At 34.8% G+C, this 233-nt stretch carries 1 protein-coding gene; it reads left to right on the forward strand.

The annotated features are described in order from the left end of the window. A partial coding sequence (locus M901_RS04130) for an Hsp33 family molecular chaperone HslO (protein ID WP_034720230.1) occupies nt 1–209 on the forward strand: 209 nt, incomplete at its 5' end. Nucleotides 210–233 lie beyond the last annotated feature (24 nt).

Raw genomic sequence — 233 nt, forward strand, 5'->3', positions numbered from 1 at the left:
TCGAGTTTATTGGTTCAAAAGAAATTTCTTTCAAGTGCAACTGTTCTCGTGAAAGAATGCTAACAGGTGTTGCTGGACTAACAGGAAGTCATACAATCGATGATATCTTTGATGGAAAAGAGTCACTAGAAGCCAAATGTGACTACTGTAAGACAAATTATCTCATCACGAGAGATGAGATCATCAATCTTATTCAGCTTAAACACTAATTTTTTTTAAAAATCTAAGGCGTC

This window comes from Bacteriovorax sp. DB6_IX (genome assembly GCF_000447775.1).
Taxonomy (GTDB): domain Bacteria; phylum Bdellovibrionota; class Bacteriovoracia; order Bacteriovoracales; family Bacteriovoracaceae; genus Halobacteriovorax_A.